The 13,945-nt window shown below is 64.2% G+C and carries 13 protein-coding genes and 1 other RNA gene; 5 read left to right on the forward strand and 9 right to left on the reverse strand.

Going from position 1 to position 13,945, the window contains the following annotated elements; translation table 11 throughout:
• Positions 1–83: 83 nt before the first annotated feature.
• The 5 genes from ssrA to fumC all read left to right on the forward strand — a co-directional run bounded on the left by ssrA (position 84) and on the right by fumC (position 3,401).
• Positions 84–438, forward strand: a transfer-messenger RNA (tmRNA) gene (gene ssrA, locus B6V72_RS02605).
• Positions 419–820 (forward strand): nuclear transport factor 2 family protein, encoded by a 402-nt coding sequence (locus tag B6V72_RS02610; RefSeq protein ID WP_168172995.1) that lies wholly within the window; start codon positions 419–421, stop codon positions 818–820. The genes ssrA and B6V72_RS02610 overlap by 20 nt, the downstream gene beginning before the upstream one ends.
• 219 nt (positions 821–1,039) lie before the next feature.
• Positions 1,040–1,504: a ClpXP protease specificity-enhancing factor SspB gene (locus B6V72_RS02615; protein WP_075776513.1), complete on the forward strand. Its 465-nt coding sequence runs from the start codon at positions 1,040–1,042 to the stop codon at positions 1,502–1,504.
• A 4-nt stretch (positions 1,505–1,508) separates the two neighbouring features.
• Positions 1,509–1,910, forward strand: a complete 402-nt coding sequence (locus B6V72_RS02620) for an ester cyclase (RefSeq protein WP_168172996.1) — start codon at positions 1,509–1,511, stop codon at positions 1,908–1,910.
• Between the two features lie 96 nt (positions 1,911–2,006).
• Positions 2,007–3,401 (forward strand): class II fumarate hydratase, encoded by a 1,395-nt coding sequence (fumC, locus tag B6V72_RS02625; RefSeq protein WP_075776620.1) that lies wholly within the window; start codon positions 2,007–2,009, stop codon positions 3,399–3,401.
• Positions 3,402–3,595: 194 nt separating this feature from the next.
• Here the strand turns inward: fumC and B6V72_RS02630 are convergent, their stop codons facing one another.
• The 9 genes from B6V72_RS02630 to B6V72_RS02670 form a co-directional block, all read right to left on the reverse strand.
• A complete protein-coding gene (locus tag B6V72_RS02630) occupies positions 3,596–4,342 on the reverse strand; it encodes an alanyl-tRNA editing protein (protein WP_088734526.1) in 747 nt (248 codons plus the stop codon).
• A complete protein-coding gene (locus B6V72_RS02635; protein WP_088734528.1) occupies positions 4,326–6,878 on the reverse strand; it encodes a DUF3772 domain-containing protein in 2,553 nt (850 codons plus the stop codon). The genes B6V72_RS02630 and B6V72_RS02635 overlap by 17 nt, the downstream gene beginning before the upstream one ends.
• A complete protein-coding gene (locus B6V72_RS02640; protein WP_088718678.1) occupies positions 6,875–7,906 on the reverse strand; it encodes a cysteine synthase A in 1,032 nt (343 codons plus the stop codon). Before B6V72_RS02640 ends, B6V72_RS02635 begins: the two co-directional genes overlap by 4 nt.
• Before the next feature lie 86 nt (positions 7,907–7,992).
• Positions 7,993–9,126, reverse strand: a complete 1,134-nt coding sequence (locus B6V72_RS02645; RefSeq protein WP_075776518.1) for an NUDIX domain-containing protein — start codon at positions 9,124–9,126, stop codon at positions 7,993–7,995.
• An 87-nt stretch (positions 9,127–9,213) separates the two neighbouring features.
• On the reverse strand, positions 9,214–9,699 hold the full coding sequence (locus B6V72_RS02650) for a TrgA family protein (protein WP_075776519.1): 486 nt from the start codon (positions 9,697–9,699) through the stop codon (positions 9,214–9,216).
• Between the two features lie 154 nt (positions 9,700–9,853).
• The gene (locus B6V72_RS02655) at positions 9,854–10,564 is read right to left on the reverse strand and encodes a ThuA domain-containing protein (protein ID WP_088734530.1); all 711 of its coding nucleotides are present in this window, start codon (positions 10,562–10,564) and stop codon (positions 9,854–9,856) included.
• Positions 10,564–11,430, reverse strand: a complete 867-nt coding sequence (locus B6V72_RS02660; protein ID WP_088734532.1) for an NAD(P)-dependent oxidoreductase — start codon at positions 11,428–11,430, stop codon at positions 10,564–10,566. Before B6V72_RS02660 ends, B6V72_RS02655 begins: the two co-directional genes overlap by 1 nt.
• Positions 11,430–12,956, reverse strand: a complete 1,527-nt coding sequence (locus B6V72_RS02665) for a sugar ABC transporter ATP-binding protein (RefSeq protein WP_088734534.1) — start codon at positions 12,954–12,956, stop codon at positions 11,430–11,432. Before B6V72_RS02665 ends, B6V72_RS02660 begins: the two co-directional genes overlap by 1 nt.
• Complete coding sequence (locus B6V72_RS02670) at positions 12,953–13,942, reverse strand: ABC transporter permease (protein ID WP_075776523.1); 990 nt, start codon at positions 13,940–13,942, stop codon at positions 12,953–12,955. The genes B6V72_RS02665 and B6V72_RS02670 overlap by 4 nt, the downstream gene beginning before the upstream one ends.
• Positions 13,943–13,945 lie beyond the last annotated feature (3 nt).

Raw genomic sequence — 13,945 nt, forward strand, 5'->3', positions numbered from 1 at the left:
CCTCCATGGCCAGTTCTTGACCCGACTCGAGCTATAGCGTGCTGCAAGTTCACGTCCGGTTAATGCGCATTCATCCCATCCGACGCCTTGAAGCGCCCTGATCTTCCCCCTATATTCCAAAGCGTTCCCGGCAACGGGGACTATGGGCATAAACGCGCATGTAATAAGCGGATCGGACCCGGGGGCGGTACCCGGCGGCTCCACCATCAACCCTCGTTGGGGGAGAATGGGGCCGAAATAGGATCGACGAACGTGTAAAGATGTTTGCTTTGTCCCGGTGAGCCACCACCGTTATCGGTGCAAATTGTACAGTTGCCAACGACAACCGTGCTCCGGTCGCTCTGGCTGCGTAAGCAGCTCGGGTAACCGAAACTTAACTCCTTGCGCTTAGCCGCGTAAGGCGGGGCCCGCAGGAGCCTTGCAACAGAATCCTGCATTTCTTCCCCCTTTTTTCATTCGATCACCGTTAACCGGTTTGAAATTCGTGGCTGCAATGCTGGCCCGAAAGGATCGGCTGGACGAAATCGACGGGTTGTTTGACGCGGATGCCTTGACCAAAGGACTGATCTCTGGGCTCGAGATTCGACCGAAGGATTTCCGCGAACGGGTGCCGGCGTTGCGGGCGCATTTACACGGAATTCAGATAGACGTGCTGCGCCATGTCGAATCCGGCGACTGGCTCTGGACGCTTCTGAAAGTCGCTGGAAAATCCGCGCAGACCGCGTGTTCGGTGGAGTTTACCGGACAATTGGCCATGCGATTTCGCGGAGAAAAAATCGTGGAATCTTACAACACTCACGACGTGATCGCGCTGCTCTAGGGCTTGGAGCTGATGCCCCCCGACACGGTCGCGCTCTGCCTATCCGGGGAGATGCTGGAGTAAGTAGAAACGCTACCCCGTCTCGCCTCTAGGATGCAAAGGCATCGATCGCGACGAGGCTGGCGCGTCCCCGCAAAGTCGCGCTTCGCGCTCCCTCGCCCGCCTTGCGGCCCGCCAAGAATCCCCTATGCTTGAGGCCGAGAAGAAAGGGACTTGGCCATGACGCAATCCATTGATTACGGAAACCTGATGCATCACGCGATGCGCGGGCTGATCCAGACAGTGCTGAGCGACATCGCGGCGAATGGCCTGCCCGGTGAACACCACTTTTTCATCACCTTCGATACCCGTCATCCCGACGCCGAACTCGCCGATTGGCTGCGCGAACGGTACCCCGAGGAAATGACGATCGTCATCCAGAATTGGTATGACAATTTCGAAGTGGGCGAGGACGGTTTCTCGATCACGCTGAACTTCGGCAATTCGCCCGAGCCGCTCTATGTGCCGCTCGACGCGATCACCACCTTCGTCGATCCCTCGGTAGAGTTCGGCCTGCGTTTCGAGACGCAGGAATATGACGACGAAGACGAGTTCGAAGAGGAAGAGGTGGCCGAGGAAGAAGAGGCGGCCCCCGCCGCGCGTGGCGAGGCCGAGGTCGTGAGCCTCGATCAATTCCGCAAGTAACCCGGTGGCGTCGGAGCCTCCGGACCGCGAAGCGCTTCTGTCGCTTTTTCACGGCTATCTGACTTGCCTGAACGAACAGGACTGGGCGCGTCTCGGTGATTTCGTGCATCCCGAGGTCACTCATAATGCGCGCCCGCTTGGCCTCGCGGGCTACCGGGAGATGCTCGAGGGTGACCATCGCGCGATCCCGGACCTTCATTTCGATGCGGAAACGCTCGCGGCCGATCCGCCAGTGATCGCAGCACGGCTGCGCTTCGACTGCACGCCCGTGGGAATGCTCTTCGATCTGCCGGTGAATGGCCGCCGCGTGAGGTTCGACGAGCATGTCTTCTATCGCGTTGCGGATGGCCGCATCCGCGAGGTGCATTCGCTGATCGACCGGGATGCGATCGCCGCACAGATCTGAGAGCCGCCCCAAGTATACCTCCGTATACCGTTGCAAAATTCCTTCGCGGGCCCTATCAGTGCGTGCGAAAGATTGCGCGCAATCATGGAGGCCCAGATGACCGCGACCCGCACCGAAACCGACAGCTTCGGCCCGCTTGAAGTTCCTGCAGACAAATATTGGGGCGCGCAGACGCAGCGCTCGATCATGAACTTCCCGATCGGATGGGAGCGCCAGCCGGTCCCGATCATCCGCGCGCTCGGCGTGATCAAGAAAGCCTGCGCGATGGCCAACAAGGCGCAGGGCAAGCTGGACGCGAAGATCGCCGATGCGATCATCGAGGCGGCCGGCGAAGTGATCGAAGGCAAGTTCGACGACAACTTCCCCCTCGTGGTCTGGCAGACCGGATCGGGTACGCAGTCGAACATGAACGCCAACGAGGTGATCTCGAACCGCGCGATCGAAATTCTGGGCGGCGAGATGGGGTCGAAAGACCCGGTCCACCCGAACGATCACTGCAACATGGGGCAGTCCTCGAACGACACCTTCCCGACCGCGATGCATGTCGGGATCGCGATGCAGGCGCGCGACGTGCTGCTGCCCGGTCTGCGCAAACTGCACGCGGCGCTGGAAGCCAAGTCCGAGGACTTCAAGGACATCATCAAAATTGGCCGCACCCACACGCAGGACGCGACGCCGCTGACCCTCGGCCAGGAATTCTCCGGCTACGCCCATCAGGTGAAGAAGGGAATCGAGCGCGTCGAAGCCTCACTCGGCGACATCTACGAACTGGCCCAAGGCGGCACCGCCGTCGGCACCGGTCTGAACACCCAAGTCGGTTGGGCCGAGACCGTGGCGGCGAATATGGCCGAGATTACCGACCTGCCCTTCGTCACCGCGCCGAACAAGTTCGAAGCGCTCGCCGCGCATGACGCGATGGTCATGTTCTCGGGCGCGCTGAAAACCGTGGCCGCCTCGCTCTTCAAGATCGCCAACGACATCCGTCTGCTGGGCTCTGGCCCGCGCTGCGGCCTGGGCGAGCTGATCCTGCCGGAGAACGAGCCGGGCTCCTCGATCATGCCGGGCAAGGTGAACCCGACGCAGGCCGAAGCGCTGACCATGGTCTGCGCCCATGTCATGGGCAATGACGCGGCCATCGGGTTCGCCGGCTCGCAAGGCCATTTCGAGCTCAACGTCTACAACCCGATGATGAGCTATAACGTGCTGCAATCCATGCAGCTTCTGGGCGACAGCGCCTCGGCCTTCACCGACAACATGGTTGCCGGCATCGAGGCCAACGAGCCGCGCATCGAGAAGCTGCTGCACGAGTCGCTGATGCTGGTCACCGCGCTCGCGCCGACGATCGGCTACGACAACGCGACCAAGGTCGCGAAGACCGCGCATAAGAACGGCACCACGTTGAAGGAGGAGGCGATCAAGCTTGGCTTCGTCGACGAGGAAACCTTCGACAAGGTCGTCCGCCCCGAGCAGATGATCGGCCCGAAAGCCTGATCCAGCTTCCATGAATGACGAAGGGCGGCCCAGTGGTCGCCCTTTTTCATTGGGGGGCTCTGCCCCCGCGCTTTCAGCGCTCCCCCGGGATATTTCGGCAAGCCCGATGCAGCCATGTCCGTTCGGGCTTGTCTAAATATCCCGGGGTGGATGCCGAAGGCAGAGGGGCAGCGCCCCTGCCCGGCCCGCAGTTCTCAGGCAAGATGAAGATGTACGCGGCGGTTCATCTTGCCCTTCTTCTCGATCTTGCCGAGCCGGAGGCCACCGATCTCGCCGGTCGAGGCGACATGGGTGCCGCCGCAGGGCTGCAGGTCGATGCGGTCGGCAGCTTCGCCGATCGCGACCAGCCGCACCCAGCCCTGCCCCTTGGGCGGCGCGACCGAGAGCGTCTTGACCAGCTCTGGCTGCGCCTCGAGTTCAGCATCGGTGATCCAATGCTCGACCACTTTCAGGTCTTGCGCGACCCAATCGTTCAGCTGCCGTTCGATCGCTTCCAGATCTTCAGGCCTCTCCGGCATATCGAAATCGAGCCGCCCCTTGTCGGACCCGATCTGTCCGCCCGTCACCGGCAGCGGGATCGCGACCGACAGCAGATGCAGCGCGGTATGGACGCGCATGTGGCGGTGGCGGCGTTCCCAGTCGAGATGCTGCTGCACCTGAGCACCGACAGGCGGCAGGGGTTGCGGCTCGGCGGGCACGAGGATCACCGCGCCGGGCGCGCCGGGTTCGGCCTTCACGGTGGTCGCGATCTCGATCTCGCCGCCGTCCCAGACCAGCTTGCCGCTATCCCCCGGTTGGCCGCCGCCGGTCGGGTAGAAGATCGAATCCGCGCAATAGATGCCGCCTTCGTCGGTCAGCCCGGTCACCCGAACTTCGAGATCGCGGGCATAGGGGTGGATACGGTAGCTTTGCTGCTGCGATTGTTTAACGGTCTCCTGCATCGGCCTCTCCATCGGAACTGTCGTGGCGCTGTTGTTCTAACCCTTCCGGACCTTCGCCGGGTTGGGGCTTGCCATACTCGGCGCGGCTGACGGGGCGCTTGGAGGCGGTGTCGTCACTGTCCTCCGAACCCTTGTCCTCGGCCTCGGCGGATTGCGCCTCGGCGTCGTCCTTATTGGGCCGCAGCACCTCGGGATTGCGCAACCAGACGTCGCGCTGTGCGAAGGGAATCTCGATCCCGGCCTCGGCGAAGCGTTGATTGATCTCGTGGTTCATCTCGCTCTGGACGCGGAGGATGAAGTTCACGTCCGAGAGGATCACGCGCACCTCGAAATCGAGGCTGTCCGCGCCGAAGCCCTTGAAGATCACGACAGGCTCGGGGTTCATCATCACCAGCGACTGGTTCGCGGCCACCTCGTGCAGGATGGTCTCGACCTTGCGGGTGTCGGTGCCATAAGCCACGCCGACCGGCACGATCAGGCGCCCCGTGACATTGCCGCGCGTCCAGTTCGTCACCTGCCCCGAGATCAGGTCCGCATTGGGCACGATGACTTCGGTGCGATCGAAGGTCTCGATCCGGGTGGAGCGCACGGAGATCGCCTTCACGATTCCCATCTGGCCGTTGACCTCGATCCAGTCGCCTTCGGAGATCGGACGCTCGATCAGCAGGATGATGCCCGAGACGAAGTTCTGCACGATGGTCTGCAGACCGAAACCGACACCGACAGAGAGCGCACCGGCGACGATGGCGAGCGAGCTGAGGTCGATCCCGGCCGAGGAAATCGCGATCACCGCGGCGAGGAAGATGCCGAAATAGCCAAGGCCCGAGACGATGGCGTTCTGCCCGCCCTTGTCGATCTTGGTCTTCGGCAGAAGCGAGGTTTTCAGCGCCCCTTGCAGGAGCCGGGTAACCATCAGGCCGATCACGAAGACGATCGCGAAGGTCAGGAAAATGCCAGGCGAGATCGTGACGCCGCTGACCGAGACACCGTTCTGGAAACGCGTCCACATCTCGGCCAGATCGGCCGGGCGCGCCCCCCAGATCAGAGCTGCGGGCGGCATCGCGAGCAGGCCAAGCAGGAACCCGATCAGCGCCGGGATGAGAGAGTCGCGCCCGTCGTCCTCGCGCCGGGCGACCAGCACATAGACATCGGTAAAGAACTGGTTGAGCACCAGGAGCAGCGCGATCAGCCCCAGCGTCAGGATGGTCGGGAAGATCAGCGCGTTGGCGGCGTTGATATAGCCGATACCGCCCAGAACCGGCGCGACCACCGCGACCGCGATCAGCGCATTGCCGAGCGCCCCCACGAGCCGGTCGCGGAACGCGCCCTCCTCGGAGCCGGAGGTCTCGTTGCGCAGGTGACGCCGCAGCAGTTGCCCGAAGCGGAAGAGCGCGATCGCGGCAAGAACCTGCAGCGGAAAGACCAAGACGCCGAAACCGGCATCGAGCGTATGCCCCGCCGCATCGATCTCTTCGGCCGTTTTCGCGCTTCCCTCGATCACATCCTGCCCGCGCGCGACGAGCCAATCGCCGAACGGGCCCTGGATCGCCGCGAAAACCGCCAGCGAGATCGTCAGCAACCGGCCTTCGCGGCGACGCTCGCTTTGCAGGGTGAAGGGCGCGACTTGCCGGTCGTTGCGCGGGAAGATGCGGCCCGAGAGCCAGAAGGCGACGAAGGCCGCGCTCAGCACCACGCCGATCGCTATGAGCAGCTCCATCCATCGCGAGCCGAAGAGTTCGGTCTGAACCAGCGCGGCTTCGAGCAGCACGATCCCCGCGATCGGCAGCAGGAGCTGCCCCAGCGAGACGATGAAATCGATCACCCTCTGCGCATTGCGCGCCAGCCGCGCCTCGAGCACATCGGCCAGCTTGTCGATCCATGTCCGGCCGCGCGCCACCAGAAGCAGCGCCACCAACAGCAAGCCCACGATCGCGGGCGCGTTGTTGCGCGCACTGGCATAGGGATCGGTGTCATTGAGCTGCTGGCCCATCTCCGAGGCAAGCTCGGAGGTCAGTTCCGACAGCACTTTCAGCCCCTCGGGCCAGTTTATCGGGTTCAGCGGCGAGGGTGTGAGCCGCAACAGCTTGTCAGTCTGCCGCGCGCGCAGAAGCTGGTCGATATTGGCAACGATGGAATCCGCGCGGCTCGCGGCCTCGGTCGCGCGCAACCCCGGCGATTGAAGCTGCGCCAACTCGTCGTTGAGCTTCTTGCGCCGGTCGGCGATCGCCTTGTCCTCGCTCTGGCCCTCCTTCGGCGGAGGTCCGAGCGCTTCGATCTGCGCCTTGACGGTCGAGATCTGGCTGGCGTTGATATCCTCGGCCGCCTTGAATTTCTCGCGCCAGTTGACGACCTCCTGCCGGATCTTGTCGAATTCCTGGCGCTGTGCCTTGTCGGCCTGCACCATCTGCTCGGCTTCGGTCGCGGTTTTTTCCCACGCCTTGTAATCCGGCGGCTCGGGGCTTTGTGCAAAGACGATCCCCGGAAGCGCCAGCGCGACGGCCAGCAATAGCAGACGCGCCAGACGCAGGATCGTCATCCCTCGAACACCTCCGGCATCTCACGCGGGGCCCGGTCGAGCCATTCCGGCACAGGCAGACCCTTGCCCTTGAGGAAGTCGGGGTTGAAGAGCTTCGACTGGTAGCGGTTGCCGTAGTCGCACAGCACCGTCACGATCGTATGGCCGGGGCCAAGCTCGCGCGCCATATGCATCGCGCCCGCGATATTGATGCCCGAGGAGCCGCCCAAGCAGAGGCCTTCTTCCTGCAGCAGGTCGAATACCACCGGCAGCGCTTCGCTATCGGGGATGTTGAAGCTCATATCCGGGGTGAAGCCCTCGAGATTGGCGGTGATCCGCCCCTGCCCGATGCCTTCGGTGATCGACGAGCCCTCGGATTTGAACTCGCCGGTCGTGTAATAGCTGTGCAGCGCCGCGCCATCGGGATCGGCGAGGCCGATCTTCACGCCCTTGGGCTGCAGCGCCATGCCGGTGCCCGCGAGCGTGCCGCCCGAGCCCACCGCGCAGATGAAGCCGTCGACCTTGCCGCCGGTCTGATCCCAGATTTCGGGGCCGGTCGTTTCGATATGAGCCTGCCGGTTCGCGGTATTGTCGAACTGGTTGGCCCAGATCGCGCCATGCGGATCGGTCTTGGCCAGTTCCTTCGCAAGCCGCTCGGAATAGCGCACGTAGTTGTTGGGGTTGCGATAGGGCGCGGCCGGGACCTGCACCAGCTCGGCGCCGGCCAGCCTCAGCATGTCCTTCTTTTCCTGGCTCTGCGTCTCGGGGATCACGATCACCGAGCGGAAGCCCATCGACGCGCCCACGAGCGCGAGGCCGATGCCGGTGTTGCCCGCCGTGCCTTCGACGATCGTGCCACCGGGTGCGAGCTCGCCGCGCTGGATCGCGTCGCGGATGATGTAGAGCGCCGCGCGGTCTTTCACCGATTGGCCGGGATTGAGGAATTCCGCCTTGCCGAGGATCGTGCAGCCGGTCTCTTCCGATGCCTTCCTGAGCTTGATGAGCGGGGTATTTCCCACCGCCGACGCCAGATCGCTGCAGATACGCATCGCGCTTTCCTCCCGTATCGAGTTGCCCGCCACGGGGCCGTTGAAGCCAGACTTAGGACGCGGCGCGCGCCACCTCAACCCCGCGATTACGCGACGCCCGCCATCCGCTGCAGTGCGGCGCGCTGCCCGGCGAGCCAGAGTGCGAGCACGACAAGCGGCGCATTGCCCGCCTCGCCGGTCGCCACCAGCGTCATCAGACGCTCGAACGGCACCAGATGAGCGCGGATATCTTCATGCTCATCGGCCTTGCCGCCAAGCTGCGCAGCCTCGTCGGGAAGATCGGCGATCCCGATATAGGAATAGACGAATTCGCTCTTGGCTCCCGGCGACGGATAGTAGCGCGGGGCCTCGATGAGGCGCGCAATCGTGATGCCCGCCTCTTCCCCCGCCTCGCGCAGCGCCGCTTCCTCGGGCGTCTCGCCGGGATCGACCCGGCCCGCGATCGCCTCGATCATCCACGGGTTCGGCTCACCGCGGGCCAGCGGCCCGGTGCGGATCTGTTCGATCAGCATCACCCGGTCGCGCACCGGATCATAAGGCAAAACGACGCTCGCATCGCCCGAAACGAAGGCCGCCCGGTCGAGCTTGGCGCTCATGCCTCCGGCAAAGAGCCGGTGTTCCAGCTTGTAATCTTCGACGGCGAAAAACTTAGCATAGGCAGTCTGTTGCGCGTCGATCTTGATGTCGCCATCCTGCAGGTCGCGGCGCAGGTCCTGCGCCATCGGGGCAGCGCGCGCCCGCAGGATGGAGGCCGCGCGCACGAGGATCGCATGATAGCGCGCATTGGCGGCGTCGGGCCCGACGGCCTGCGCTTCAGCGATGAACAGGCGCGCGGCTTCGGTCTTCAGCGCTGCCCATTTCGGCGCCCAGTCGCCGAGCGTCCACTCCGCGCCGACCTCCCAGCGATCGGCCTGCGGCAGCCAGAGCTTCGCCTCGCGCGACCCCGCCCCGGTTTCCAGCTCACGAATTTCGGCGTCGTAACCATCCTCGTACCACGCGATGCGCTCCGCCTCGGCCTCGGTCAGATCGGCCACGACCCCGCGCGTCACCGCCCCCGGCGTTTCGATCAGGATCGGAAAGCCCAGACCCTGCCCCTCGCGGCAGGCCTCGTGCGGCGCGAAACCTTCCAGCCGTGCCGGAACGAGCTGCGGCACACGTCCGATCACCGCCTCCAGCAGTGGCGGATGACAAAGCGTTCCGTAAAAGAAATGTGGTTGCATGAGCATCCCCGCAGCTTGGCGCATCATGCGCTTCAACCTGCAAGGCAAGCGCGCGATGTCAAGCCAAGGGTGCGGCCCGCGCGGTGTTCAGCGCCCGTAGCGGCGATAGGCGAACTCCGACAGCAGGCCCGCGCCCATCGCGCCCAGACCGAGCGTGATGACCGGCGCCACCCCCAGCGAGGCCACCCCGATCGCGACACCCTGCCCGATGACATCGGTCACGGCGGAGAGCACGTCGTCATAGCGCATCCGCAGTGCCAGCTTCAGCATCTGGATTGTGCCGAGGAAGAAGAAGGTCCACATCAGGACATAGATCCCGCCGCGCAGCCCGTCATTGATTGCATCGACCCAACGCCGTCCTTCCGACACGCCCACCACGCGCCAACCAACCAGAAGCCCGAAGGAGCCCATGATCAGGCCCAGCTCTTTCGCGCCATCGACCCCAGCCGGAATCGCAGGCATGATCTGTTGGGCAGCGAAGAACCCCGTCGCCCCGAGCGCGAGCGCCGCGAAAAGTTTCGCGAGGGTCGGGATTTGCGCCTGCGACTTGCGCACTGCGATACGTTGCATCATTGCCGGGCCTCCATCTCGAAACCGATCCGGTCTGAGGGTGATCCCTACTGGTTAACGCGCGATTACGGCGAAACTATGAAAGGCTGACGTAAGGTAATGCGCCATCAAGAAGGCCATCGCGAAGGACGCATTCGTCCGGTCGCGTCGCTCGCTTTCACATGTCAGGCCCCCGCGCCGCCCAATGCATCCCGCGCCGGACGATCTCGGTCACCTGCTCGACCTTCAGATCGTCGAGCGTGTGCCCGATCGAGCAATAGAAGATCCGCCCCTTGTCCCAGCGCCGCTTCCACACGACCGGAATCACCGTGCCCTCGATCCACCACAGGTGATCGCCCGAGAAGGTCGTCGTCGCGAGCACCTCGTTGCTCGGATCGGTAAGCATATAATACTGCTCGGATTTCAGCCGGAAGCTGCGGATGCCCTTCACGATCGGATCTGCGGGGCGGCAGATCGTGACGTCGTAATCGACGTAATCGTCGGTCGGCACAAGGTTGTCCGGCCAGCCCGGTGGATGGGCGACGAACTGCCCGCCGATCAGGAAGTGGTAAGTCGGGCGGTCGCGGAAGGCATCGCCCATATGGCCGTGCCAGCCCGCCAGCCCACAGCCGCCTGCCACCAGCTTGAGAAGCCCGTCCTCCTCCGCCTTGGTCATGTTGCCGAATTCCGGCTGGTGCGCGGAGCGGGCGGACGACCAGATCGGCACGATCAGGTCGCAATCAGCCATCTTCTCGGGTTCGGCAAGGGGCGCGAGCGTATCATGCACCACCACCTCGAAGCCCTCGCCCTCCAGCAGGTCGCGGCACCAGTCTGCGAATTCGGTCGGCGCGTGGCCTTCCCAGCCTCCGACGAAGAGAACGGCTTTCATTATTTATCCTTTCGCGTGAAATCGACCATCGAAGCCATGTCGCGCGCCCCTCGGCCCGCAGCTTCGGCGGCGCGAAGCCGCTCCAGCACAACCTCGCCCTGCGGCAGCGCGACGCCAAGCTGCGCGGCCAGTGCCTGCGTGACCTCCATATCCTTGCGCGCCAGCGCCACTGTGAAACTGACCGGGTGGGCCGCCTCGTCCAGATAAAGCGGCTTGCGGTAGCTCAGCATCGGCGCGGCGGCGGCCGAAGCCTCGATCGCGGCAAAGGCCGTGCTTGTGTCGATGCCTGCCGCGTCGGTGAGGCTCAGCGCCTCGGCGAGGGTCTGGTTGAGGCTGTGGATCAGCATGTTCACGGCGAGCTTCATCACCGCGCCGTCGCCCACATTGCCCAGACAGATCACCGTCTTGCCCATCGCGTCGAGCGCGCGGCGCAGCGGCGCCGCCTGATCCTCGGTGCAGCCCGCCATGATCATCAGGCTCGCCGCCTCGGCCGCGGCTGTGGAACCCGAGACCGGCGCGTCGATCACCTGCCAGTCTGCGGGGGCCTCGCCCGCGAGATCAGCGATATGTTCGGGGCTCATCGTGCCCATCTCAAGCACCGTCAGCGGACCGGACGCGGCGAAGAGACCGTCCTCTCCCAGATGCACGGCGGAGGACGCCGCGTCGTCGGAGAGCATCGTCACCACCAGTTCCGCCCCCTCGGCCAGGGCGCGCGGGGTGGCGGCCACCCCTGCTCCGGTCTCGGCGGCGAAGGTCTCAGCGCGGTCCGGAGAGCGGTTCCAGACCGTCACCTCGTGCCCGGCCGCGATCAGGTTGCGCGCCATCGGCGCACCCATCCGCCCGAGCCCCGCAAACCCGATCCGCATCACGCGACCTGTTCTTGCTCGATCCCGGAAATCGCGGCGACGAGGTTGTCCTCGGTCACTTCCTCGGCGGTGAAGCGGCGCATCACGCGTCCATGATACATCGCGAGGATGCGGTCCGAGACATGAAGCACTTCGGGCATCTCCGAAGAAATCACGATCACCGCGTAGCCCGAGCGGGCAAGCTCGCGGATCAGGTCGTGGATCTCGGATTTCGAGCCCACGTCGATGCCGCGCGTTGGCTCGTCCACGATCAGGATGCGCGGATGCATCGCGAGCCATTTGCCGATCACGATCTTCTGCTGGTTGCCGCCCGAGAGATTGCCGACCGCCTGCCGCCAGCTGGGAGTCTTGATCTTCAGCGTATCGCGATACTGGTCGAAGATCGCGATCTCGGCCCCGTCCGACACGAACGGCCCCGAGGTCAGATCGCCCACCTGCGGCAGGGTGATGTTGTCGCGGCAGTTCATGCCAAGCACCAGCCCTTGTTCCTTGCGGCTTTCGGGCACCAGCGAGATGCCTTTCGCGATCGCGTCGGCGGGCGAGTGGATCGAGGTCTCCTTGCCGTCGATTTCGATCGTGCCGGCGGTGGGACGGCGCAGGCCGAACAGCGTCTCGGCGATCTCGGTGCGCCCCGCGCCCACAAGACCGTAGAAGCCCAGCACCTCGCCCTCGCGCAGCTCGAAGCTGACATCCTGGAACAGCTTGCCGCAGCTCAGCCCCTCCACCTTCAGGGCGACGTCACCGGTCTTCACCTCGGCATGCTGGCGGCGCGACAGGTCGAGCGAGCGCCCGATCATCAGCTGGATCACCTCGTCCTCGGTGGTGTCGCCGGCGACCAGCGTCCCGCGATAGCCGCCATCGCGCAGCACCGAGATCCGGTCGGCCAGCGTGAATATCTCGTCCATTCGGTGCGAAATGTAGACGATGCCAACGCCGCGCGCCTTCAGGTCGTTGATGATCTCGAACAGCACCACCTTCTCGGCATCGGTCAGCGAGGCGGTCGGTTCGTCGAAAATCACGACCTTCGCATCTACCGTCAGCGCGCGGGCGATCTCCACCATCTGCTGGTTGGCGATGGAGAGTGCGCCCACCCGGTCCTTCGGGCCGAAGCCGCAATTGAGGCGTTTGAGGATTTCCTCCGACTTGGCGAAGAGCGTCTTCCAGTCGACCCGGCCAAGGCTCCGGCGCGGCAGCTCGCCAAGGTAGATGTTCTCGGCGACCGTCATCTCCTCGGCCAGCGACAGCTCCTGGTGGATCAGCACCACGCCGCGCCGTTTTGCCTCGAGGGGCGTGCGCATCGTGACTGGTTTGCCCTCGATCTCGATCGTGCCCTCGTCGGGTTGATACATCCCGGCGAGCACCTTCATCAGGGTGGATTTGCCCGCACCGTTTTCGCCAAGCAGCGCGTGGACCTCGCCTGCGCGGACGTCGAATGTCACGTCGTCCAGTGCGCGCACACCGGGAAAGGTCTTGACGATCCCCTTGAGTTGCAGCGCGGGGGTCTTGGTTTCAGCAGCGTCGCTCATACCCGAAGCTCCTCTTTGCCCTTGCGGTTGAGCTGCTTGTCGAGCAGCAGCACGGCGATCAGGATCGTCCCGAGGATCACCAGCACGTAGAAAGCGGGCACCTGCATCAGGTTCATCCCGTTGCGCAGGATGCCGATGGCGAGCACGCCGCCCAGCGTGCCGATGATATTGCCCGCACCGCCGTTCAGCTTGGTGCCGCCAAGCACGACCGAGGTGATGACCCACAGTTCGTAATTCGTGCCGAGGTTCGGCGTCGCCGCGCCCATCTGCGAGGACAGCGTGACCCCTGCAAGCGCCGCGAAGAAGCCGACGATCATGAAGTTGATCAGCATGTGCGGCCCCACGCGGATCCCCGCATTCACCGCTGCTGCCCGGTTGCCCCCCACCGCGTAGGTGTTACGGCCATGCACGGTGCGCGCAAGCAGCAGATGCACCACTACCGTGCAGACGAGGAATAACACCGCCAGCGTCGGCAACGGTCCGAGATTGCTCGACCCGAAATCCGAGAAGGAGAAGTTCATCGCGAAGAAGGACTGTTCCTTGGTGTAGACGAAGACGAGCCCGCGCACGCCAAGCATCGCGCCCAGCGTCACGATGAAGGCATCGACCCCCGTTTTCCAGACGATGAACCCGTTGAGCGCGCCAAGGGCGGTGCCCGCTACCAGCGCCGCGACTACGGCGGGCAGGAGCGCCCAGTTGCCCCAGGCCGAGAACATATCCCAGCCCTGAATGTCGACGCAGAGGCTTGCCGCGAGGGCGACGACCGCACCGACGCTCAGGTCGATATTGCCGTTGATCATCACCAGCGTCATGCCGAGCGCGATCAGGCCGATGGTCGAGGTCTGCACGAGGATGTTCTGGAAGTTCTGCACCGCGAAGAAATACGGGTTCGCGAAGCTGAAGAACACGAATATCAGAACGATGAAGCCCCATATCGGGTTGGCTGCGAGCCAACGCACGGGCGATTTGATAACGGTATCCGCCATTGT

It is taken from the genome of Thioclava sp. F34-6 (assembly GCF_002213235.1).
Lineage (GTDB): Bacteria > Pseudomonadota > Alphaproteobacteria > Rhodobacterales > Rhodobacteraceae > Thioclava > Thioclava nitratireducens.

What these genes read in the sequence shown, in the direction of transcription:
- B6V72_RS02660 (WP_088734532.1), bottom strand. Translation starts at nt 11,430, where the DNA reads ATGCGGATCGGGTTTGCGGGGCTCGGGCGGATGGGTGCGCCGATGGCG.
- B6V72_RS02670 (WP_075776523.1), bottom strand. Translation starts at nt 13,942, where the DNA reads ATGGCGGATACCGTTATCAAATCGCCCGTGCGTTGGCTCGCAGCCAAC.
- B6V72_RS02665 (WP_088734534.1), bottom strand. Translation starts at nt 12,956, where the DNA reads ATGAGCGACGCTGCTGAAACCAAGACCCCCGCGCTGCAACTCAAGGGG.
- B6V72_RS02650 (WP_075776519.1), bottom strand. Translation starts at nt 9,699, where the DNA reads ATGATGCAACGTATCGCAGTGCGCAAGTCGCAGGCGCAAATCCCGACC.
- B6V72_RS02645 (WP_075776518.1), bottom strand. Translation starts at nt 9,126, where the DNA reads ATGCAACCACATTTCTTTTACGGAACGCTTTGTCATCCGCCACTGCTG.
- B6V72_RS02635 (WP_088734528.1), bottom strand. Translation starts at nt 6,878, where the DNA reads ATGACGATCCTGCGTCTGGCGCGTCTGCTATTGCTGGCCGTCGCGCTG.
- fumC (WP_075776620.1), top strand. Translation starts at nt 2,007, where the DNA reads ATGACCGCGACCCGCACCGAAACCGACAGCTTCGGCCCGCTTGAAGTT.
- B6V72_RS02615 (WP_075776513.1), top strand. Translation starts at nt 1,040, where the DNA reads ATGACGCAATCCATTGATTACGGAAACCTGATGCATCACGCGATGCGC.
- B6V72_RS02640 (WP_088718678.1), bottom strand. Translation starts at nt 7,906, where the DNA reads ATGCGTATCTGCAGCGATCTGGCGTCGGCGGTGGGAAATACCCCGCTC.
- B6V72_RS02655 (WP_088734530.1), bottom strand. Translation starts at nt 10,564, where the DNA reads ATGAAAGCCGTTCTCTTCGTCGGAGGCTGGGAAGGCCACGCGCCGACC.
- B6V72_RS02630 (WP_088734526.1), bottom strand. Translation starts at nt 4,342, where the DNA reads ATGCAGGAGACCGTTAAACAATCGCAGCAGCAAAGCTACCGTATCCAC.